General features: G+C 69.6%; 15 protein-coding genes. 14 read left to right on the top strand and 1 reads right to left on the bottom strand.

The features are described from left to right. Positions 1–45 precede the first annotated feature (45 nt). From AB0C29_RS01115 to AB0C29_RS01090, 6 genes are all read left to right on the top strand, one after another. The gene (locus AB0C29_RS01115) at positions 46–1,089 is read left to right on the top strand and encodes a DUF4331 family protein (protein ID WP_360813727.1); all 1,044 of its coding nucleotides are present in this window, start codon (positions 46–48) and stop codon (positions 1,087–1,089) included. 123 nt (positions 1,090–1,212) lie between these two features. Then, a complete protein-coding gene (locus tag AB0C29_RS01110) occupies positions 1,213–3,759 on the top strand; it encodes an ATP-binding protein (RefSeq protein ID WP_360813725.1) in 2,547 nt (848 codons plus the stop codon). Continuing rightward, positions 3,756–6,524, top strand: coding sequence for an AAA family ATPase (locus AB0C29_RS01105; RefSeq protein WP_360813723.1), 2,769 nt, complete (start codon positions 3,756–3,758; stop codon positions 6,522–6,524). Before AB0C29_RS01110 ends, AB0C29_RS01105 begins: the two co-directional genes overlap by 4 nt. Positions 6,525–6,587: 63 nt before the next feature. Beyond that, positions 6,588–8,066, top strand: coding sequence for an AAA family ATPase (locus AB0C29_RS01100; protein ID WP_360813763.1), 1,479 nt, complete (start codon positions 6,588–6,590; stop codon positions 8,064–8,066). A 51-nt stretch (positions 8,067–8,117) separates the two neighbouring features. Next, positions 8,118–10,859 (top strand): AAA family ATPase, encoded by a 2,742-nt coding sequence (locus tag AB0C29_RS01095; protein ID WP_360813721.1) that lies wholly within the window; start codon positions 8,118–8,120, stop codon positions 10,857–10,859. 307 nt (positions 10,860–11,166) lie between these two features. After that, positions 11,167–11,454 (top strand): FtsX-like permease family protein, encoded by a 288-nt coding sequence (locus AB0C29_RS01090; protein ID WP_360813719.1) that lies wholly within the window; start codon positions 11,167–11,169, stop codon positions 11,452–11,454. Between the two features lie 362 nt (positions 11,455–11,816). Here AB0C29_RS01090 and AB0C29_RS01085 read toward each other — a convergent pair whose 3' ends face one another. Then, entirely contained in the window at positions 11,817–12,314 is a 498-nt protein-coding gene (locus AB0C29_RS01085; protein ID WP_360813717.1) for a copper chaperone PCu(A)C, read from the bottom strand. A 270-nt stretch (positions 12,315–12,584) separates the two neighbouring features. Here AB0C29_RS01085 and AB0C29_RS01080 point away from each other — a divergent pair, with 270 nt between their 5' ends. The 8 genes from AB0C29_RS01080 to AB0C29_RS01045 form a co-directional block, all read left to right on the top strand. Then, positions 12,585–14,357, top strand: coding sequence for a thiamine pyrophosphate-dependent enzyme (locus tag AB0C29_RS01080; protein ID WP_360813715.1), 1,773 nt, complete (start codon positions 12,585–12,587; stop codon positions 14,355–14,357). Then, positions 14,354–17,353, top strand: a complete 3,000-nt coding sequence (locus tag AB0C29_RS01075; RefSeq protein ID WP_360813713.1) for an FAD-binding and (Fe-S)-binding domain-containing protein — start codon at positions 14,354–14,356, stop codon at positions 17,351–17,353. The genes AB0C29_RS01080 and AB0C29_RS01075 overlap by 4 nt, the downstream gene beginning before the upstream one ends. Beyond that, positions 17,350–18,471 (top strand): enolase C-terminal domain-like protein, encoded by a 1,122-nt coding sequence (locus tag AB0C29_RS01070; RefSeq protein WP_360813711.1) that lies wholly within the window; start codon positions 17,350–17,352, stop codon positions 18,469–18,471. The genes AB0C29_RS01075 and AB0C29_RS01070 overlap by 4 nt, the downstream gene beginning before the upstream one ends. Positions 18,472–18,507: 36 nt before the next feature. Next, positions 18,508–19,059 (top strand): MarR family transcriptional regulator, encoded by a 552-nt coding sequence (locus tag AB0C29_RS01065; RefSeq protein ID WP_360813709.1) that lies wholly within the window; start codon positions 18,508–18,510, stop codon positions 19,057–19,059. A 148-nt stretch (positions 19,060–19,207) separates the two neighbouring features. Next, positions 19,208–19,438, top strand: a complete 231-nt coding sequence (locus AB0C29_RS01060) for a hypothetical protein (RefSeq protein WP_360813707.1) — start codon at positions 19,208–19,210, stop codon at positions 19,436–19,438. Further along, a complete protein-coding gene (locus AB0C29_RS01055; protein ID WP_360813705.1) occupies positions 19,435–19,779 on the top strand; it encodes a hypothetical protein in 345 nt (114 codons plus the stop codon). Before AB0C29_RS01060 ends, AB0C29_RS01055 begins: the two co-directional genes overlap by 4 nt. 57 nt (positions 19,780–19,836) lie before the next feature. Next, on the top strand, positions 19,837–20,466 hold the full coding sequence (locus AB0C29_RS01050; RefSeq protein WP_360813703.1) for a putative glycolipid-binding domain-containing protein: 630 nt from the start codon (positions 19,837–19,839) through the stop codon (positions 20,464–20,466). Between the two features lie 53 nt (positions 20,467–20,519). After that, positions 20,520–21,636: NAD(P)/FAD-dependent oxidoreductase (locus AB0C29_RS01045; protein WP_360813701.1), on the top strand; the 1,117-nt coding region annotated here is incomplete at its 3' end.

Genomic DNA, 21,636 nt, shown 5'->3' with positions numbered 1-21,636 from the left:
GATGCCTTCCGACCCCGGTCTCCCTCGACAGAACGGATCGACGTCATGTCGCACCATCTCGACTCACCCCTGGCCCGCCAGGACTCCCGGCTCAACATCACCGACCAGTACGTCTTCGACGACGCCGACGCCACCGTACTGATCATGAACGTCCGGACTTCTCTCGCCGGTACGGAGCGGCCTCTCGGCTTCCATGACGAGGCGCGCTACGAGTTCCGGATCCACCTGGACGACGACCCCGTCGAGAACCTCACCTTCCGCCTGGTCTTTCAGCCCGAGACCGGCAGCGGCGCGCAGACCTACGAGGTCTCGCGTCTGGAGGACGATGCCGCTGCTCGCGACGATGTCGCCGGATCGGTGATCGGCCGTGGCCGCTGCGGTGCCCGCTGCGACGGCCCCGACGGGCTGAGCGTCTGGGCCGGACGCGTACGGGATCCGTTCTTCCTCGATCTCGCCCAGCTCGGCGAGGTCGACAAGCTCATTCAGCATGGTCAGGACGCGACGGTCACCGGCTTCCTTGCCGGGCAGGCCGCCAGCACCTTCGCGGGGTCCACCGTCAACAGCATCGTCGTCAGGATCCCGCATCGCGATTCCGCCGTTTTCCCGGACCGGATGATCCGCGTGTGGAGCACCACCCGGCTCGCCACCGATTCCGGCGGCTGGCGTCAGATCAGCCGCGCCGGACTACCGATGATCTGGCCCGTCTTCCGCGACGCGGAAAGCGACACCGCCAGTCAGGCCAATGCCACACATCCCGTCGATGACCAGGCCAACTATGCCAAGAACATCCGGGATCTCGTGGCCGCCACCGTCCGACGGCTCGGCACCACCCGCCACCCCGACGCCTACGCAGACGCGGTGACCCAGCGGTTGATTCCCGACACCCTGCCGTATCAGGTGGGCACGCCGGCCGTCTTCGGCTTCACCGACTTCAACGGCCGCTGCCTGGGCGACAACGCACCCGAGGTGGTCTTCTCGCTGGTCACCAACTCCGCCGTCAGCACGGGCCTGCCGGCCGCGGCCACCAGCGACACCCGGACCGCCACCTTCCCGTACGTGGTGCCGGCCGCACCGGCCGGCGAGGCGTGATCCCCGCCAGGTCCGGCGCCCGCAACGCAGTCAGTTGACGCATGCCGCTGCGCCTCGATCGGGGTTAGCGTCAGACGGGCCCTGACGAGGAGGTCGCGTGATCGAGCGGTCGGAAGCGGCGCGATGAGCAACGATGTGCTACTCGGCAGGGGGCAGCATCTGGCGACGCTCGCCTCCGTCATCGCGGCGGGACGTGAGCGGGGTGAGGTGCTGCTCCTGGCCGGTGAACCGGGCATCGGCAAATCCGCGTTGCTGGCGGCGGCCCGGGCGATCGCCCGTGATGCTCGGTTCACGGTACTGGCAGCAGTCGGGGCCGAGAACGAGATGCATCTACCCTTCGGTGGTCTCCACCAGGTGCTGGCTCCGCTCATCGGTTCGCTGACTGATCTGCCCCCCGTCCAGCGTGACGCGTTGGCGACTGCCTTGGGGCTTTCCGACGGTCCGACACCGGATCTGTTCCTCATAGCCGAGGCGGCACTCGCCCTGCTGGTCACGCACCGCAGCAGAGGTCCTCTGGTCCTGCTGCTGGACGACGTGCAGTGGCTGGACCCCCAGTCACACCAGATCCTGACCTTCATCGCACACCGCAGCCCGGCAGCGCAGCTGGTGGTGGTGGGCGCCACGCGCACCGGTCACCCCGGGCTGTTCGCCGACGCCGGCTTCCCCCGGTTGCCGATCCTCGGCGTCGACGACGAGGCCGCCGAGCAGATCCTCAGAGCGTCCGCGTACGGGCTGAGCCCGTCCGCGGTGCGGCGTATCCGTCACGAGGCGCTGGGCAATCCGCTGGCTCTGCAGGAACTGCCCCGGGCCTGGGGTGACGGACCTCCGACCGATGAGCATCCGCCCGCTCTGTCGGCCCGTCTCGAGCACGCGTTCGCCGGTCGGGTGGCGGGATTGCCGCCGGCCACCCGGGACGCTCTGTTGCTGGCCGCGGTCGGTTCCTCCAACGACACCCGGGAGCTTCTCGCCGCGCTGTCGGCCTTCGGGACGGTGGAACCTACCCATCCGGTGCTCCAGCCCGCTCTGCTGGCCGGCCTGATCACTGCCGGGCCTTCCTCGATCGAGTTCCGGCACCCGCTCGTCCGCTCCGGGGTCCTGCAGCGCGAGACGCCGGCGCGGCGGCACGCCGCGCACCATGCCCTGGCCGACGCGCTGACCGTCACGGACGGTTACCGCCGAACCTGGCACCGGGCCTGGTCGATCGTGGGTCCGGACGACGCCGTCGCTGACGAACTGGCCGCCACCGTGCCGGACTCGCTGAGCCGCGGCGCGGTGATGTCGGCCGTGTCCAGCCTGGAGCGCGCGGCCCAGCTGACGAGCTCGTCGACGCGGCGCGGCCGACGGTTGCTGCAGGCCGCCGCCCACGCGTTCGGCGTCGGACGGGCCGACGCCGTCGCCCGGATCCTTCGCGAGGCATCCGACGTCGATCTCAGCGAGGTCGACCGGGCTCGCGTGGTTTGGCTGTCCGAGGCGCTGAACGGCGACGTGAGTGCCGATTCGGCGCTGGTCCGCAGGCTGTGCGACAGTGCCCGGCATGCCGATCGAAACGGTGATGCCGGCCTGGCCCTGAGCCTGCTGCTCAGCGCTGCCCTGCGCGTCTGGTGGGCCGACAGCGGCGTGGAGGACCGAACCAGGATCGTCGGCGTCCTCGACCGGCTGACCCATGCCGTCCGCGACCCCCGGCACGTCGCGGCGGTCGCGGTCGCCGAACCGGTGCTGCGCGGTGCGGACGTCGCCGGGTGCCTGCGATCGGCCGCACTGGACTCGGTCACCGATGCCGATGCCCTGCGCATGTACGGCATGGCCGCGTACGGGATCGGCGACCTTGTCCTGGCCACGGACCTGCTGGATCGCGCGGAGCAGTCGTTCCGGGCGAAAGGACGCCTCGGGCTGCTTCCGGTCGTGCTCGCCCTGCAACTGCACATCCGGCTCGAGCTCGGCGACTGGTCCGGCGCCGTGTCCGCGGGTCAAGAGGTCGACGCGGTGTCCGTGGAGACCGGACAGGCGCTCTTCGCCCACAACAACGTGCTGGTCGAAGCCCGCGGTATGGCGCTGCGCGGCCAATGGCAGGCAGCCCTGGAACTGATGCGTGACGCGGAGGCCGAAGCGGTCCGCTCCCAGGTCAACGACCGGATCTGCCTGGGCTACCAGGCCCGCGGCACCGCCCTGCTGAGCGCGGGCCGTCCGGCTGCGGCGTTCGCCTGCCTGAAACGCCAGTACGACCCCACCGACGCCGGCTACCACCTGCGGGAGTCGTTCGGGGGGTTCTCCCTGACGGCCGAGGCCGCCGTGGACTGTGGGCGGACGTCGGAGGCCCGCCGGATCATGGAGGTCCTGGAGACCGTCGCCGTCGTCACTCCCGCGCCCCTGCTAAGGGTCAACCTTCTGTACGCCAGGGCTGTGCTCGCCGAGACCCACGACGCGGAAGGTCACTACCGTGCGGCGTTCCGGCACGACCTGGGGCGCTGGCCATGGCTGAGGGCCCGGATCGAGCTGGAGTACGGGCGGTGGCTGGTGGCTGCCGGCCGCCACCACGACGCGGTGACCCACCTCGCTCCCGCCCGGCGGGCGTTCGACCGCATCGGCGCGGCCCGGTGGTCAGTACGCGCAGCGCAAGCGCTGAGCTCGGCGCAGGGATCACTTCCGCCGGAGCCTGGTCGCCGGCCATGACTCACGCCGCCGCGCGGCCACGGGCAGCCGCGGACATCGGACTCGTCGGACGCGGACCGGAATGGGCAGTCCTGGCTCGTGCGCTGGCCAGAATCGGGTTTGAGGGCAGTTCGACGGTGGTACACGGCGAGGCTGGCGTCGGCAAGTCCAGTCTGTTGCGGATGGCGTCCACGACGGCTGGGGCGGACGGCGCGCTCGTGCTGAGCGCGTCCGGCATCGAGTCGGAGTCGATGATGCCGTTCGCCGGCCTGCACCAGCTGTTGCGGCCGCTGATTGCCGATGTCGGCTCGCTTCCGTCTGTTCAGCAACGGGCCCTGCTGACAGCCCTGGGCCTGCGAGAGGGACCCACCCCGCAGCTCTTTCTGATCGCTCTGGCCGCGCTGACCCTCGTGGTCGACGCTGCGGTGCGCCGCCCGGTCGTGCTGATCGTCGACGACGCCCAATGGCTGGACGCACCGAGCAACGACGTGCTGGCCTTCCTCTCGCGCCGGATACGGCACGACCGGGTTGTCATGATCACCGGACTGCGGGCCGGTCATGACGTGCCGGTGGTCGTCGCCGGCGCCGACGAGATCGCTCTGACCGGCCTCGACGAGCAGTCGTCGCAGGAGATCATCGATCAGGTGGCTGCCGACCTGACGGTCGTCGAGCGCCGGGTGATCCTCGGCCAGGCCTGTGGCAACCCGCTGGCTCTGGTGGAACTCCCGGCGGCCTGGCGTTCGACGCGGACGGACGTCCGGGACATGACGTCGGCATCGGTGTCGCTGACCTCCCGCCTCGAGCGGGCGTTCGCGGCACGCATCGAAGAACTTCCCGGTGATGTCCGGGATGTGCTGCTGGTCGCCGCCGTCGCCACGGGGGAGGACCTGAACGAGGTGCTCGCCGGAACAACGGTTCTCGCGGGCGTACCGGTGACGACCGACGCTGTGGAGACGGCCGAGCAGGCCGGACTGGTCAGCCTCGATGCGGTTTCCGTCAGGTTCCGGCATCCGCTGGTCCGATCGGGTGTGCTGTACCGGGAGTCTCGTCGTCGCCGACGTGCCGCGCACGCGGCGATGAGCGTCGCACTATCCGGGCAGCCCCACCGCAGCGTCTGGCATCAGGCGCAGTCCGTGCAGGGACCAGACGATGACGTGGCGGACCGTCTCGACGCCAGCCATGTCGAGAGTCTGAGGCGTGGGTCCGTGATGACCGCAGTCATCGTCCTGGAGAGGGCCGCACAGCTGACGACCCGATCTCGTCGGCGGGGCCTGCGGCTTCTGCTGGCGGCACGGCACGCGTACGGCCTGGGACGTGCCGACCTGGTGAACCGGCTGCTCGATGGGGCGGAACACGATGACCTGTCCGCCTTGGACCTGGCCCGGGCCGAGTGGCTGCGCGAGATGTTCGTCGAGGCGGATCTGGGCAATGCGGCGCGCGTGCGGCAACTGTGCCGGTACGCGGCCCGGTCCGCCGGCTCCGGCGAACGAGACCTTGCGCTGGACCTGCTCTTCACCGCGGGCCTGCGGTGCTGGTGGGCGGACACCGAGCCGGCCGCCCGGAACAAGCTCGTGGCGGTTGCCCGGAGCCTGTCGTCGGCACGCGAGGATCCCCGGAGCATCGCGGCGATCGCGATGACCGAGCCGCTCGCCGAGGGTGCACAGACGATGCGGCGGCTCGCCGCGGCCGCACCCGGCAGCGTCTCCGATCCCGATCAGTTGCGTCAGCTCGGTATGGCGGCACGCGCCGTGGGCGCTGAGGTCCTCGCCGCGGACTATTTCGACGCCGCCGAGTCCCGGCTGCGTGAGCAGGGACAACTTGGGCTGCTGCCGCATGTGCTCGCGGTCCAGGCGGCAGTACGCTGCGACCTGGGCGACTGGCGACGAGCAGCTCAGAGCCTGCAAGAGGGCCGGCGGCTGGCAGCCGAGACGGGTCAGCCCACCTGGAGCGCAGGGATCGCCGCGGTCGAGGCCGTGTTCGCCGCCCTGACCGGGAGCTGCGATGCCGCTCTGCGGCACGCGGCGGACATCGAGGCGGCCTGTCCCGAGCGGGTGCAGCGAGATTTCCTCTCGCTGGCACAGATCGCCCGCGGCGTGGCTCACCTGTCCGACGGACAGCACGCGTCGGCGTACGTCGAACTCGCACCGATCTTCGATTCTCGCGACCCGCGGCACCATGCCCGCCAACAGCTCAGCGGGCTCATGTTCCTCGCTGAGGCCGCCGCGCGCTGCGGACGGCTGGCGGACGCCCGCGCCGTCCTGCACCGGATGGAGATCCTGGCCGAGACGATCCCCTCGCCGGTACTGCTCGTGCACCTGCTGTACGCCCGTGCGGTGCTCGCCGACCATGCGGAAGCCGAAGACCTGTACCAGGCGGCCCTGCGCGCGGACCTGACTCGATGGCCGTGGCCGAGAGCCCGCATCCAGCTGGCCTACGGCAACTGGCTGCGGCTCAGGCGCCGGCCGGCCGAGGCCCGCGAGCCGCTACGCTCGGCGCTGGGCACCTTCGAGCTGATCGGCGCGGCCGGCTGGGCCCGGCAAACGCGAACGGGACTGCGGGCCGCGGGCGAAAGCGATGCGACGCCGGCCCCTGCCGGTGCGGACTCCCTGATGACCGCGGACGAGCGACAGATCGCCCACCTCGCGGCGCAGGGCCTGTCCAACCGCGAGATCGGTCAACAGCTCTACCTGTCACCGCGGACGGTCGGTTCGCGGCTCTATCGGATTTTCCCCAAGCTGGGTATCAAGTCGCGGGCACAGCTGGCGACGCGGCTCAAGGAATCCTGATCAGAGCGACCGGTCGGATTAGGCGCACCGGATCCCGCGGCGGACAATGGCCGCGTGGCAGCGATGATCGGCCGGGACCGTGAGATCCTCGCCGTCGGTGATCTCGTCCGTGCCGGCCGAACGGGAGGGGCGTGGGTCCTGCGAGGTGAGGCCGGCGTGGGAAAGTCGGCGCTCATCTCAGCGGTCTGCCGCGAATTGACCGGTACGCAGATTCTGATGACCCGTGGGGTCGAAGCAGAGGCGTCGTTGCCCTTCGCGGGGCTCCACCAGATGCTGCGCCCCATTATGCCCCTGGCCGGGACCCTCGCGCCTCGTCAGCAGGCGGCTCTGGCTGCGGCCATGGGCACCGGCGAAGCACAGGCCGGCGAGCCGTTCATCCTGGCCCTGGCTGTTCTGGAGCTGCTCGCCACGGCAGCCGACCGATCTCCGATCGCGATCTTCGTCGACGACGCCCAGTGGCTGGACGCACCGAGCGGACAGGTACTCGACTTCGTAGCTCGCAGGCTGGGCGCCGAACCGGTGTCTGTCTCGCTGATCATCCGGGACGGCTACGTCTCGCCGCTGACGACCACGGGCCTGCCCGAGCTGCACATCGACCCGCTGGACGACGAGTCCGCCCGAGCATTGCTCGACCTCAACGCTCCCGATCTGGCAATGCCGGCCCGCAGGCACATCCTGCGAGTCGCCGCCGGCAATCCGCTCGCGTTGCTCGAACTGTCCCGCGCGGGCGCCGGGCCGGCCGACGGCCTGCCCGGATCGTTGCCGCTGACCAGCCGGCTGCAAGCGACCTTCTCCGCCCGGTTGCACGAGTTGCCGCCAGGAGCTCAGGCACTGACCCTGCTCGCCGCCACCAACGACCAGGACTCAGCGCGGGAGCTGCTGCTCGCGGCGCCGTTGCTGAAACCCGACGCGGGCGACACGCTGACAACACTGCAGTTCGCGGTGGATGCTGGCCTGCTCACCGTCGACCGGGGCGAGATCCTGTTCCGCCACCCCCTGGTCCGTTCAGCGGTGTACCAGGGCGCATCGCCGGCCGACCGGCGCGTCGCGCACAGCGTCCTGGCGGAGGTGGTGCGCGAGCAGCCTGACCGCCGGGCCTGGCACCTCGCTGCGGCCGCTGTGGAGCCGGACGAACAGACAGCGGCGGCGATCGAGGCGGCAGCGACCCGCGCGGCAACCCGAGGCGGTCGCCACACCTCGCTGGCCGCGCTGGAGCGGGCCGCGGAGCTGACCCCTGACCCGCTCAAACACGCGTTGCGATGTTTGACGGCCGCCGAGGTAGCCGTGAGTTCGGGCGATTCCGCGAGAGCCGTGCGACTGCTGTCCACCGCATCTATCCCAAGATCGGCATCACCGCGCGTAACCAGCTCGGTGCCGCGCTTGGTCCCGCGCTGGGTCCCGCGCTCGAAAGTTAAGCACTACTGCAGTAGCGCAGTTCAGAACGCACGATCCCGCACCCGCCTAACGTCAGGCGGGGGTCGGTATGGAAGCAAGATACAGCTGCGTACGCGCTGCCAATCGGATGCAAAAGCTCAGCACTGATGAATGGCCCTCGGCGGAAGCCGCCGGAAGCCGGATCCGGCTCGGTGAGCGATGAGCGCGGAGACCCTGGTCGGCCGCGACGACGTGATCACGCTCCTGTCGGATGCCATCACGCAGGCGAACGGCCCGGGAGAGGCTCTGCTGCTTCTGGGCGAGCGAGGCATCGGCAAGACGGCGTGCCTGCTGGCCGCCGAGGACATCGCACGCTCGGCGGAGTGTGAAGTCCTCGAGACGGCAGGCAGCCGGGCCGAGTCCGAGCTGCCGTTCGCGGCCCTGCACCGGCTGCTACGACCGCTACTGCCCAGGACACAGACGCTGCCGGCACCTCAGCGGCGTGCACTGCTGACCGCCCTCGGCATCCACGACGGTCGTCGTCCGGACCTGCTGGCGGTCTCGCTGGCAACCGTTGAGCTGGTCAGCGAGGCCGCGTCGCGCAGCCGAGTCGTGCTCACGGTGGACGACATGCCGCTCCTGGACCAAGAAAGCCGCCACGTCCTGACCTTCCTGGCACGACGTATTGAACGGCGCCGCGTCGTCGTGGTGGCGACCTCGACCGATTCGATGGTGCCGACGGAAACCTGGGGTGCTCTGCGTTCGATTCCGCTGCGGCGACTCGACGACATCGCCGCACATCGACTGCTGGCCCGGCTCGCACCCGCCCTGGACCGGACGCAGCGCCGATGGGTCATGGACCACGCGGTGGGCAACCCGCTGGCACTCGTGGAACTCGGGCGCTCGGCCGCTGACCGAGCCACCCCACCTTTGGACGCGCCGGAGCCCATCTTGCCCCTGAGCCCGGCGCTGCTTCGCGCCTTCGGCGACTGCCTGGCCGATCTGCCGACCTCCAGCCGCGACGCCGTGCTGGTCGCAGCCCTCACTACGGCCGACAGCCTGCAGGAGGTCATCGCCGCAGCCACACTGCTGGGTGGCGGGACGGTGACGACGGCTGCTCTAGACCCGGCTGTGGCGCTCGGTCTGCTGAGCTACGACGACACCCGCATCCGCATGGCCCATCCACTGGTGAGGTCAGCTGTTGCCCGACGCGAACCGGCCAGCCGGCGGCAAGCAGCTCAGCGAGCCCTCGGAGAGGTCGTCACGATGAACTCCCGGCGTCGCACGTGGCACCGTGCGTACGGCGCCACCGGACCCGACGACAAGATCGCCGCTGATCTGGAACGGCACGGCTACGACAGCATCCGGCACGGTGACGCCGCAGCGGCTGTGCCGGCCCTGCGCCGCGCCGCCGCACTGAGCACCACGGCAGGTGAGCGCGGACGGCGCCTGCTGCTCGGTGCTCGACAAGCCGCTTTGCTCGGCGACGGCGACACTGTTGCACAGCTGCGTACCGAGGCCATGAGTGACGATCTCGCCGACCTCGACCGGATGCGCGCCGAACTGCTGGCCGGCGACACCCTCGTCGCCACCGGCGGGACCTCCGCGATCCGGCGTCTGTGCGCCCACGCCGATCTCGCTCTCGCCCGCCAGGATGTCGATCTCGGTATGGACCTCGGATACGCAGCGGCACTGAGCGCATCGTCGCGACCTTCGAGTGCCCGTACGCGCAGAGCCGTGAACGCCCTGACCGACCGGCTGGCAAGGCGGCATCCGGAGGCGCGTGCCGTCGCGATGTGGGCCCTGATCGATTCCGCCGGCAACGGCCGGGCTGTCGCCTCCGCCCTGGCCGAGGTCGACGAGGATGCGGATGGCGAAACGCTGTACTACCTGGGCGTGGCAGCACACGCTGTCGGTGACTATGTCCGAGGTCTGCAACTGCTCGACCGTGCCGAGGCCACGCTGCGCGCCCGCGGACTACGTGGCACGCTGGGCGGCGTGCTGAGCCTGTCGGCAGACATGCACTTCGACGTCGGCGACTGGGACCGCGGTGAGACCGCGCTGGCCGAGGCTCATACCCTGACCTCGTCCACGGGGACTTACCTGCAGGTGAACCTGATGGCTACGGCGGCCAAGGCCGCCGCTCTGCGCGGTGACGTGGCGAGGGCGCTGGGGCTGGCCACACAGGTCGAGCAACATCCGTCCACGCGACGAGGGAGCGGCGCCCTGACGAGAGCGCAGGTCGCCCGCGGCATCGCCGGTATCTCGTCCGGCCGGTACCTGGAGGCGATGACCTCCCTCAGCCGGATCTTCGATCCGCGCGATCCGAGCCATCACCGCGGGGAACAGAGCCGGGCGATCATGTACCTCGCCGAGGCGGCGGCGCGCAGCGGGCAGCCGGACGACGGCCGATCGATCGTCGCCATGATGGAAAGGACGACCGGGGCAGCGCCGTCTCCTCTGCTCACGACCCAGCTCGCCTACGCCCGAGCGGTCCTGTCGGCTGATGACGACGCCGAGCAGCTCCATCTTGCTGGCCTGGCCTCCGAGCTGGCCGCTTGGCCGTGGCCGAGGGCTCGCCTGCAGCTCTCCTTCGGCCGCTGGCTGCGCCGACATCATCAGGCGAACCGCGCCCGCATCCCGCTGCGGACGGCACAGCAGACACTGCACCAACTCGGGGCCACCGCGTGGGCGCGGGAGGCTCTCGACGAACTCGACGCAGCCGGCCAGCGCCGGGACGAAGTCAGCGCTGCCGAGCCGCTGGCCGCTCTCCTGTCGACACAGGAGTTCAAGATCGCCCGCTTGGTCTGCGAGGGCCTGTCCAACAGCGAAATCGGCCATCGGCTGGCGCTCTCCTCCCGCACCGTCGGATCCCACCTCTACCGCATCTTTCCTAAATTGGGAGTCTCGGGTCGGGGCCAGATCGCGGCGCGCTTCGCCGATGCCGGTATCACCGACTGAGGCGGCGTCCGCGCCGCGGCGGTGTGCTGCGATACGCCGATGACGATCGTCTGAACTCCACCATCTGCTCGTGTCGCCGCCCTCGCGAAATTCTCGGTGGCTGACGTATCTGGCAAGGCGCCCGCGATGACAAGGACCTGCTGTGAATCCGCACCGGCACCACCGCCACGCATGTTTCGCGTTCCGTCGGCGCCAGCCACGAGGTCCTCTTGAACCTTTGCGTTAGGATCTCACCGCTTTCGCCACCTTCGTCAGCACTTGACGGCGGCTCCCTTCCCACCTCGGCAAGTTGAGCGGAATGTGCGGGATGACACCACGTCAGGTCACCGCGATGGTCGTCACGTCCATGGCGGCGCTCGGGGCAGCCGGGGGTCTGCTCGGCATCCCGCTGGGGGTGCTGGCCCACCACCTCGTCATGCCGGCCATGGCCCGAGCGGCCCAGGTCGCCTTTCCCGCCCGCATGGTGCACGTCTACGGCCCGGTGACACTCGCCTCGCTGGCCCTGGCCGGCGTCGTCATCGCGGCGCTCGGCGCCTTCCTGCCGGCCCGGTCGGCGGCCCGGGCTAGCATCGCCATCGTGCTGCACAACGAATAGACAGCCGCCCCACAAGACCACAGGAGCCCACGCGGTTGCGTCTGCGCCACAGAATCCGTGCGATCCGTCGCGCTCGTGGTGGTCTCCTGTCACTGGTGCGGCCGCCGGGTTGGTAGCAAGTCCAGCGCGGGACGGTCAAAGGGGAGGGCTCGACGCCCCACCATCCATCATCGGCTGCACCAGCAGCGAGGCCGTTCACCGGCCCCGGGCGAGAAGCGGGCCCGGATCGGATCGTCGTCTAGGTACTGGTCGATCTGGGGGGCTAGAACAGGGGTGTGGAGTGCGCGGTCCCAGAGGTCCGCGATGCGATCAACCACAGTGCTTGCTGCTTTTCCCCTGTATCGGACGGTTCGGTCTTTGAATCAGCTTCTGGGTGCTGCCGCAGGGGAGTCGCAGAGATGACCAGGTTCTGCCTGGTCCTGGCGTGGGCGTACCGGCACCTCCAGGGTTACCGCGGGTGCGCGCTGGAATTGGAATGTGAGGCTCACTGTCGTGCCGGCCGGGACGTCGCGGGTCAGATTGACCAGGCGCAGGCTGTAGGACTCGAACGGTCTGGTGGTCGACGGGTTGTCACTGTGTACGGGTCCGGGAAGAGTGTCGGCGGCCGGCAGGCTGAGGCTGCTGACGGTGGTGGCGGTCCCGTCGCAGTTGTCGTCGGTGCGGATGATGACGGTGTCCGCGTCCGGTGATGACACCCCGGTCAACGTGTCGGGTTGGCGGCCTTCGTTGAGCAAGGTGAGCCACACGTCCGCGTCGGCGCCTGCTGGGTATTGCGGCTGTGGCGGTGCGGCGACCCGTACACCGCGCAGCAGGATGTCGCCGCTGCGGCCCTCCGCACCGATCGCGCCGCTGGCGACCACCTGTTGAGGATCACCACAGCCCGCGAGCGCCGTGGTGAGCGCGATGGCCAGCAGGCACACCAGGCCGGAACGCCGCCGAAGGCTCCGTTGCGCACCTCTGCCGTACGGCGGTAGAGGTCGGCCGAGAGGTCGCATCGCTGTCGTCGATTCGAGCTTTACGAGACGCTGCATGCCACAGAGGTACCGCCCCGCGGTGCCCTGAAACCTCACGATGCAAAAAACTTGCCATATGCAATGTTTGCCTGGTGCATAACACGGTACTTTGGGTTCATGGAGACGATTACTTCTCAGGTTCTGATCTCCCGGCTGGCGGACTGGGGCGTCGACACGGTGTTCGGGATCCCCGGTGACGGCATCAACGGGATCATGGAAGGGCTGCGCCGTAACGCCGATCGGGTGCGGTTCGTGCTGGTGCACCACGAGGAGGCGGCGGCCTTCATGGCCAGTGCCTATGCCAAGGCCACCGGCCGGATCGGGGTGTGTCTGGCGACGTCCGGGCCGGGCGGCATTCACCTGGCTAACGGCTTGTACGACGCCGCGTTGGATCATGCGCCGGTGCTGGCGATCACCGGGATGCAGGAGACGTCGGTGCTGGGTACCGGTTACCAACAGGAGGTGGATCTGACCAAGCTGTACGCCGACGTGGCGGTCTACAACCAGATGGTGGTCAACCCGCAGCAATTGCCGGCGCTGGTGGATCTGGCGGTCCGGCACGCCTATGCCCGGCGCGGCGTTTCGCACCTGTGTGTGCCCAACGACATTCAGGTCGCCGCGGCCGGTGAGGATCCGTATCAGCATGTCGCGCCGGCGAATCCGTCGAGCACCGCCCCGGTGTACCTGAGGGCGGCGACAAGGCCCCGCGACGACGACCTCACCCACGCGGTGGCCACGCTCAATGCCGCCGGTAGGACCGCCATCCTGGCCGGCGTCGGCGCTCGCGGTGCCGGAACGCTGGTCGAGGCCCTGGCCGAGAAGTTGGGCGCGCCGGTGGTCAAATCGTTGCCGGGCAAGATGGTCATCGCCGACGATTCGCCGTACACCACCGGCGGGATCGGGCTGCTCGGTACCGCACCGAGTGAGGACCTGATGGGTGACATCGACACCCTGATCATGCTGGGCACGAACTTTCCCTACACGAAACACCTGCCGGAGCCCGGCAGCGTGAAAGTGGTACAGATCGACGTCGAACAGACCCGCGTGGGCACCCGGCTGCCGACCGCAGTGCCGCTGGTCGGTGACGTCGGCGCCACACTGGAAGCCCTGCTACCGCGCTTGCGCCGGCAACCGGACCGGTCGCACCTCGAAAAATATCAGGCGGCGATGCGCGACTGGCGGGAGAAGATGGCCGCCCTGCAGGACCCGCAACGGGATCCGATCGCCCCGCAATACCTGGCTGCCTGCATCGACGAGCTCGCCACTGACGACGCTGTGCTTTGCTGCGACTCCGGCACCATCGCCACCTGGGCGGCACGGCATTTCACCATCCGCGGCGGGCGCGAGTTCTACCTGTCGGGCAATCTGGCCACAATGGCGCCGGGCCTGCCGTACGCGATCGGTATCCAGCACGCGTTCCCCGGCCGGCAGGTCATCGCCCTGCAGGGCGACGGCGGTTTCGCCATGCTGATGGCGGAGTTCTCCACCGCCTGCCGCTACGGGCTGCCGATCACCGTAGTGATCAACAACAACAACGCGCTCGGGCAGATCCTGTGGGAACAGATGGTTCTGGGCTACCCGGAACACGGGGTGCGGTTCGGCTCTCCGCAACCTGACTTCGCGGCGTGGGCGCAGGCATGCGGCGGCTTCGGCGCCCGGATCACCAAGCCCGGCGACCTGCGCGGCGCTCTGCGCGAAGCACTCGCCCATCCGGGCCCGGCGCTGGTCGACGTGGCGGTCGACCCGAACGAACCTCCGATGCCCGGCAAAGTCAGCTACGAGCAGGCCAAGAAGTTCGCGGCTGCGTTCCTGCACGGCCAGCCGCACAAGGCAGCCATCGCCACCACCCTGTTCAAAGACAAGATCGCTCAGCTCAAGGGGGACGCATGACCCGCGTCGCCCTTCCCGACCCCCAGCCCCGAGCCGGCGCCGGCGACCGGCGCACGGTCGACGCGGCCGCCTTGGCGACCGCGCTGCGCGCCAGGGTCCGCGGCGGTGTCCGCTTCGATGCGGGCACCCGCGCCCTGTACGCGACCGACGCGTCGAACTACCGGCAGGTGCCGATCGGCGTGGTCGTCCCCAAGACTCTCGACGACGTCGTGGCGACAGTGGCAGTCTGCCGCGAGTTCGGTGCGCCGGTGCTCTCGCGCGGTGGGGGCACCAGCCTGGCCGGGGAGTGCTGCAACGTCGCGGTCGTCATGGACTTCTCCAAGCATCTGACCGCGGTCGAATCCATCGACGAACAGAACCGCCTGGCCGTGGTGCAGCCAGGGGTCGTCCTGGACGAGCTGAACACCCAGACCCGCAGACACGGCGGATTGGTCTTCGGCCCGAAACCGGCAACCCACGATCACTGCACCATCGGCGGGATGCTGGGCAACAACTCATGCGGCTCCACAGCACAGTGGAGCGGCACCACCGCCGCGAACGTGCGCCGTCTGGAGGTCCTGACCTACGACGGCACCCGCATGTGGGTCGGTGCCACCAGCGACAACGAACTCGAGGCGATCCTCGCCGCAGGCGATCGAAAGGCGGACATCTACCGGCGGGTCCGTGCCCTTCGCGACCGCAACGCCGACCGCATCCGCGCCTTCCCACAGCTACCCCGCCGCATCTCCGGATTCAACCTGCCCGCTCTACTTAGCGAGCACGGTTTCGACCTGGCCCAGGCGCTGGTCGGCACCGAGTCCACCTGTGTCACCGTGCTGCGCGCGGAGCTACGGCTGCTGCCCGAACCACCCGAACGTGTCCTGGTGCTGCTGGCGTTCCCGGACATCGCCACGGCCGCCGACGCGGTACCGACGGTCAACAAGTACGCGCCGGTCGCGCTCGAAGGCCTGGACGACAAACTGGTGCACTACGAGGGCGAGGAGCACATGCGCCCACAAGCACTGCGAATGCTGCCGGAAGGCGGCGCCTGGCTCATGGCCGACTTCGGCGCCGACACCGCCGAGCAGGCCAAGGCCACCATCCACGACATGCTCGCCGAACTGCACCACGACGAAGCCAAGTTCTACGACGACCCGAAACACCGTGAGCAGATGTGGGCCGTGCGCGAGGCCGCGCTCGGCGCCACCGCACGCACACCCGGCGGTGGACCGGACACCTGGCCCGGCTGGGAAGACTCCGCCGTACCGCCCGACAAGCTCGGCGACTACCTACGCGACTTCCAGAAGCTGCTGCACCGCTACGGCTACGACGCCGCCAGCCTGTACGGCCACTTCGGCGACGGCTGCCTGCACACCTCCATCCCGTTCGACATGGTCACCGCCGACGGTGTCCGTGACTTCCGCAGCTTCGTCGAGGACGCTGCGGCCCTCGTCAGCGGCTACGGCGGCTCCTACTCCGGCGAACACGGCGACGGCCAGGCCCGCGGCCGGCTCCTGAACAAGATGTACGGCGACGACGTCGTGCACGCGTTCGAGGAGTTCAAGGCGATCTTCGACCCGGACAACCGGATGAACCCCGGCAAGGTCGTTCACGCCAATCCCATCGACGGTCAGCTGCGGCTGGGCGCGGACTACACGCCGGCGGAACCGGACACCTACTTCCACTATCGCGATGACGATGGCAGTTTCGCGCGCGCCGCACTGCGCTGCGCCGGAGTGGGCGAATGTCGCCGCCAGGACCCGGGCGACGCCGTGATGTGCCCGTCGTACCAGGTGACCCGCGATGAACAGCACTCCACCCGCGGCCGGGCCCGGCTGCTGTTCGAGATGCTGCGCGGTGAAACCATCAACGGCTGGCGCGACGAATCCGTCGCCGACGCTCTGGATCTGTGCCTGGCCTGCAAGGGGTGCAAGCGCGACTGCCCCATGCACGTCGACATGGCCACCTACAAAGCCGAATTCCTCGCCCACCACTACGCCGGCCGGCTACGCCCGGCCGCGCACTACACGCTCGGCTGGCTGCCCGCCGCCGCCCGCGCCGCCGCCCTCGCCCCCGGCCTGACGAACACGCTCACCCACGCCCCGCTGCTCGGCACACTGGTGAAACGGCTCGGCGGCATCGACCCGAAACGTGACGTGCCCCGGTTCGCCACCGCTGACTTCAAACGCTGGTTCCACGCGCGTACGCCAGGCGGGACGGGGGAGCGCGGCACGGTGTTGCTGTGGCCGGACACGTTCACCACCTACCTTGCCCCGGGCATCGCCGCGGCGGCGGTCGGTGTACTCGAACGGCTCGGCTTCCGCGTCGACATGCCCAGGCAGCAGGTCTGCTGCGGTCTCACCTGGATCTCCACCGGACAACTGGACATCGCCCGCAAGGTGCTGCGACGCACCCTGGGCGTGCTCGCCCCCTGGCTGCACGCCGGCACCCCGATCATCGGCCTGGAACCCTCCTGCACCGCGGTGTTCCGCTCCGATGCCCTCGACCTGCTCGGCCACGACCAGGACGTGCTCCGCCTGAGGAAGCAGACCCGCACCCTGGCCGAACTACTGGTCGACGACCACGACATCGCCTTGCCCCCGCTGCGCAATGTCGGCGGGCAGCGACCGCAGGCGATCAGCCAGACCCACTGCCATCACCACGCGGTCCTCGGCTACGACGCCGACCAGGAGCTGATGCGCCGCGTCGGCCTCGACAACGAAAAATTGGCCTCAGGCTGCTGCGGCCTCGCTGGCAACTTCGGCATGACGCCGGATCACCGCGAGGTCTCCCTCGCCGTCGGCGAGCAGGCCCTGCTCCCGGCCGTACGCGCCGCCGCCGACACCACCCTGATCCTCGCCGACGGATTCTCCTGCCGTACACAGATCCAGGAGGCAGGCACCACCCGCCAACCCGTCCACCTCGCCGAAGTGGTCAACGCCGCCCTGCGCGGCGTCACCATCGACGAGCTCCCGGAACGGGCCGTGTCGACGCGACCGGAAGCCAGGCAACGATGACCTCTTTCATAGAAGCCGAACTCCCGGTCGAGTTCGTCACCGCGGCCGCCTACCGCATTCCGACCGACGCCCCCGAGGCCGACGGCACCATCACCTGGACCTCCACGACGATGATCGTGGTCCGCGCCCACGCCGGCGATCAGGTGGGCACCGGATGGACCTACGGCGCGGCGGCCTGCCGGCCGTTCGTCCAGGAGGTGCTCGCGCCCTTGGTGCGGGGCCGCGACGCATTCGATGTGGCAGGCGCCTACGACGCGATGTCGCGCGGCGCCCGCAACATCGGCCGGCTCGGCATCGCCGCCTGCGCGATCTCCGCCGTCGATGTGGCCCTGTGGGATCTGAAAGCCCGGCTGCTCGGCCTGAGGCTGGCCCGGCTGCTCGGCATGGTCCACGACGAGGTGCCGATCTACGGCAGCGGCGGCTTCACCAGCTACGACGACAGCCAGCTCACCGCCCAGTTCGACCACTGGGTGCACCAGCAGGGCATCCCCCGCGTCAAGATGAAGATCGCCGAATCCTGGGGCGAGCACGTCGGCCGCGATCTCACCCGGATCTCCCACGCCCGGAAGATCATCGGCGACGACACCGAACTGTACGTCGACGCCAACGGTGGATACACCCGAAAACAAGCCATCCGCGTCGCCCGCGAAGCCGCCGACTGCGACGTGCGATGGTTCGAAGAACCGGTGTCCTCCGACGACCTCGTCGGCCTGCACGAGATCCGCAGCGCCATCGCCGCGGACGTCGCGGCCGGCGAATACGGCTACGACCTGCCGTACTTCGCCCGCATGGTGCAGGCCGGCGCCGTGGACTGCCTGCAAGCCGACCTGTCACGATGCGGCGGCATCACCGAGTGGCAGCGCGTCGCCGCCGTCGCCGCCGCGAACAACCTGCAGATCTCCGGGCACTGCGCGCCCCATCTGCACCTCGACGCCGCCGCTGCCACACCGAACCTGCGACATCTGGAATGGTTCCACGACCACGTGCGCATCGAGACCATGCTGTTCGACGGCGCCGCCGCGCCCCTGCCCGGCGGCCTGCTGCGACCGGACCTGTCGCGACCCGGGCACGGTCTCACCTTCCGCGACGAGACCGCCTCGCCGTACCGCATCGGCTGACCCGCTCCAGTGTCATGACAATGCAATGATGTCCGTATGCAAACATCTGTTCCCGCGGTCAACGAGGACGCCGTTCAGGCCCTGATGCTGGCCAGCCGAGCCTTCGTCGGCCTGACCGCCCGTTCCCTGGCCGGCATCGACGGAGACGTCACCCTGCCGCAGTTCCGCGCCCTGGTGGTGCTGGCCGTGCGGGGCGCGCAGCGCAGCATCGACATCGCCGAGGAACTGCGGGTCAACCCGTCCACCGGCACCCGCATGTGTGACCGGCTGGTCCGCAAAGGCCTGGTCCGGCGAACGCGTTCATCCAGCGACCGGCGGGTCGTACGCCTGCGGCTGACCAAGGCCGGCCACGACATCGTCGAACAGGTGATGACCCGCCGCCGCGCCGAACTCGAACGGTTGGTAACCGCGACGGCTGAGCTCTGGGAGCCGGTCGTCACGCAGGCTTTGTGCGCGTTCGCCGAGGCGGCGGGGGAGCCGGACGAGCACGACTGGTGGCTGGGCTGGAGCGCACACGCCACCGAGGCCGACGACGAACCGGACGGCCCGGACGACGCCGTCGCGTCGGAGGACGGTCAGTCCACCTGACCGGAGCCTGTTGCCGCGCACGCTGCCACGCCGATCTCATCCTGGTCGCATCTGCCCGGGCTCACTGGCACAAACATTTGCATAGTGCAATGATGGTTATGTGCAAGGCACTGGGTAAGAAGTCTTGGAGGATGAGCGGAGCGCAATCATGGACAACAACGGCGAGCATCACGTCGCTCGTATCGACGACACCGTCACCGCGGCCAACCTGCACGAACGGGCCGAAGCGGTCGCCGTACCGGACTTCAACTACCTCGAACAGACCATCGAGGCCGTCGTCAACGGACTCACCGGTCGGCGCAAGGCCGCCGGTCGCCCACCGCGAGCGGAGCAAGGCGACACCGCGGCAGCCACCGACACGGGAGGAGGGCGGCCGTGATAGCCCTCGTGCCCGGCCCCCGCGGCGCCGGGTCCGGCTGGCGGCTGGTCAGCCGCACCGGCAACGGCGCCGACGTGCTGGCACGCACCACTGCTGGACCGGACGCCGCGTCGAGCCGGCAGGCGCTGGCGCGGCTGCGTGACGGCAACGGCACGGTCAGCGTCGTGGCAGCTCGTGATGGTCACCTCAAATGGCAGCTGACCAGCCGCGACGGGATGGTGATCGCCGAATCGCCGGCCGTCCATCGTGACGCCGCGAGCTGCCGTGCCGCATTCACCGACGCACAACGTGCCGCCCATGTGGCTCTCGGCGGCTCCTACGCACGACCGTCCGCCGCTTGACCTGAACAGGAGATGACCATGGGTTTGGCCTCGTCGCAGGGCACTGCCGGACATCGCGTGCGAGACACCAGCGCGCAGCGCGCGCCGCTGATCTGGCAGCGCACGGACACGGTCGGCACTGAGCTGGTCTTCCCGGTCGGCAACGACCCGCGGGCGGCGAGCGGCTCGGCCGTCATCGCCGGGCCGGTGCCGCACACCAAGCGCTGGCACGCCGAACTGGACGCCGACGCGGTCGTGCGTGACCTGACCGTGACGTGCGAGGGCGGCGACTGGAACCGAACGCTACGGTTGGCCCGCGATCCTGAGCACGGGTGGACCTGCCGTACCGAAGAGACCGGCGACCTCGACGGCGCGCTGACCGACGGTGGCCACCGCGGCGCACCGCTGCCCGGCATCGACGACTCCACACGGCTGCACCCGGATGCGATCATCCGGCTGAGCGACTCACCGATATTCCTTACCTGGGCGCTGCGGCGGCTACGGCTGGCCGCCGGCGACCGGGCTGTCGCCGCGCCGACGATCCGGATCCTCACCCCATCGCTGGTCGTGCTCCCCGGCGTCTCGACCTATCAGCTCGTCAGCGAACACCGGCTACGCGTCAGCGGCGACGAGCCGGCCTCCGGCTACGAGCTCGACGATGACCGGGTCGTCACCTATCAACCGGCCCGGCTGCGGCTGGCCCACTGAGTCCTGGGCCGCTGAAACTTGGCTCGCGCAGCACAACCTCGCGGAGGACCGCCTTGACGCGCCCACACATCGTGATCATCGGCGCCGGTTTCGCCGGCTATCACGCCGCCCGCCGCCTGTCGCGGCTGGCCCGAGGCAACGCCGACATCACCTTGATCAACCCGACCGACTACTTCCTTTACCTGCCGCTTCTTCCCGAGGTCGCCGGCGGGATCCTGGACCCCCGCCACGTCACTATCTCCCTGGCCGAAACCCTGCCCGGCATCCGGCATGTCCCGGGCGAGGCCACCGCCGTCGAGCCTGACCAGCGGCGGGTGCACTACCACGACCCGGAAGGCCGTCGTGCGTCGCTGGGATACGACCGGCTACTGGTGACCGTCGGAAGCGTCAACAAGCTGTTGCCCATTCCGGGTGTGGCGGACAACGCCCACGGCTTCCGCGGCCTGCCTGAGGCGCTGTACCTGCGCGACCACCTGATCCGCCAGGTCGAACTCGCCGCGTGCAGCAGCGACCCTGTCGAACGCGCTGCCCGGCTGACCTTTGTGGTCGTGGGGGCCGGCTATACCGGCACGGAAGTCACCGCCCAGGGTCAGCTGCTCACCGCGCAGCTCGCCGAGCGCTACCCGCACCTGATCGAAAAGCCCCGGTGGATGCTCATCGACCACGGCGACCGGATCCTCGCGCACCTCGACCACCGGCTGTCCGAGGCGGCCACGGGTGTGCTGACTCGGCGCGGCATAGACGTGCGCACCGGTACTTCCGTCAGTGCAGTCACCTCTGACGGGGTGCGCCTCGGCGACGAGTTCGTGGCCGGCCGCACCCTGGTGTGGTCGGTCGGTGTGCGGCCCGATCCGCTGGTGACCGACACCGGCCTGCGCCTGGAGCAGGGTCGCATCGCCGTGGACGCCTACCTGAGGGTGCCGGGTCACCCGCGCATCTACGCCTGCGGTGACGCCGCTGCGGTGCCGGACCTGACCCGGCCCGGAAAGCTGACCGCGATGACCGCCCAGCACGCCCAGCGCCAGGGCGTCCGGGCGGCGGGCAACATCGCCGCCGACTACGGCATCGGGCAACGCCGGCCGTACCGGCACGCCAGCCTCGGCTTCGCCGTCGACCTCGGCGGCACCGCGGCCACCGCGAAACCGCTCGGGCTGCCGCTGCGGGGCCTGC

This window comes from Actinoplanes sp. NPDC048791, from assembly GCF_040650095.1.
Lineage (GTDB): Bacteria > Actinomycetota > Actinomycetes > Mycobacteriales > Micromonosporaceae > Actinoplanes.
The sequence above is the reverse complement of the archived record's forward strand: the minus strand, read 5'-3'. Positions and strand labels throughout refer to the sequence as shown.

Bases quoted from the DNA above. Each gene is read 5' to 3' on its own strand.
- AB0C29_RS01075 (WP_360813713.1), top strand. From the start codon at position 14,354: ATGACCCGCGTCGCCCTTCCCGACCCCCAGCCCCGAGCCGGCGCCGGC.
- AB0C29_RS01105 (WP_360813723.1), top strand. From the start codon at position 3,756: ATGACTCACGCCGCCGCGCGGCCACGGGCAGCCGCGGACATCGGACTC.
- AB0C29_RS01080 (WP_360813715.1), top strand. From the start codon at position 12,585: ATGGAGACGATTACTTCTCAGGTTCTGATCTCCCGGCTGGCGGACTGG.
- AB0C29_RS01095 (WP_360813721.1), top strand. From the start codon at position 8,118: ATGAGCGCGGAGACCCTGGTCGGCCGCGACGACGTGATCACGCTCCTG.
- AB0C29_RS01060 (WP_360813707.1), top strand. From the start codon at position 19,208: ATGGACAACAACGGCGAGCATCACGTCGCTCGTATCGACGACACCGTC.
- AB0C29_RS01100 (WP_360813763.1), top strand. From the start codon at position 6,588: ATGATCGGCCGGGACCGTGAGATCCTCGCCGTCGGTGATCTCGTCCGT.
- AB0C29_RS01070 (WP_360813711.1), top strand. From the start codon at position 17,350: ATGACCTCTTTCATAGAAGCCGAACTCCCGGTCGAGTTCGTCACCGCG.
- AB0C29_RS01115 (WP_360813727.1), top strand. From the start codon at position 46: ATGTCGCACCATCTCGACTCACCCCTGGCCCGCCAGGACTCCCGGCTC.
- AB0C29_RS01110 (WP_360813725.1), top strand. From the start codon at position 1,213: ATGAGCAACGATGTGCTACTCGGCAGGGGGCAGCATCTGGCGACGCTC.
- AB0C29_RS01065 (WP_360813709.1), top strand. From the start codon at position 18,508: ATGCAAACATCTGTTCCCGCGGTCAACGAGGACGCCGTTCAGGCCCTG.
- AB0C29_RS01090 (WP_360813719.1), top strand. From the start codon at position 11,167: ATGACACCACGTCAGGTCACCGCGATGGTCGTCACGTCCATGGCGGCG.